At 68.0% G+C, this 565-nt stretch carries 1 protein-coding gene; it reads right to left on the bottom strand.

Going from position 1 to position 565, the window contains the following annotated elements; translation table 11 throughout:
* Nucleotides 1-565 (bottom strand): class I adenylate-forming enzyme family protein (locus AB4Z46_RS35395; protein WP_442288220.1); only part of this gene is annotated, 565 nt, incomplete at both ends.

Genomic DNA, 565 nt, shown 5'->3' with positions numbered 1-565 from the left:
AGCGTGGCCTGAGCCCTGGCCTTGAGCTCCAGCTTGCGGATCTTCTGGCTGCCCGTCAGCGGCCAGCTCGTCACGAACTCCACGTACCTCGGCACCTTGTAGCTCGCGATCGACGCCTTGCAGTACGCCTGCAGCTGCGACGCCTCCAGCGTCACCCCAGGACCGGCCTCGATGTACGCATACCCCACCTCCCCCAGCCGACGGTCCGCCACACCCACCACCACCGCCTCGCGCACCCCCGGGTAGCTCTTCAGGAACACCTCGATCTCCTGCGTCGCCACGTTGAAGCCCCCGGGCTTGATCATCTCCTTGACCCGCCCCCGGTAGATCAGGTAACCGTCCGCGTCCAGCTCCCCCAGGTCGCCGCTGTGCAGCCACCCCTCGGCATCGAACGCCTTCGCGTCTTCCTCCGGCCGCTTGTAGTAGCCCTTCATCAGCACGTAGCCCGCGATGCAGATCTCCCCCACCGTCCCGCTCGCCAGCGTCTCGTTGCTCTCCACGTCCGCGATCCGGATCGCAACGCCCTCCACCGGCCGGCCGTTCGTGCCCGAGCGCTTGGCCAGCG

Origin of the sequence: Variovorax sp. M-6 (assembly GCF_052114385.1) — a bacterium.
Taxonomy (GTDB): Bacteria; Pseudomonadota; Gammaproteobacteria; order Burkholderiales; family Burkholderiaceae_C; genus Variovorax.
This window is presented reverse-complemented; position numbering and strand designations above follow the sequence as displayed.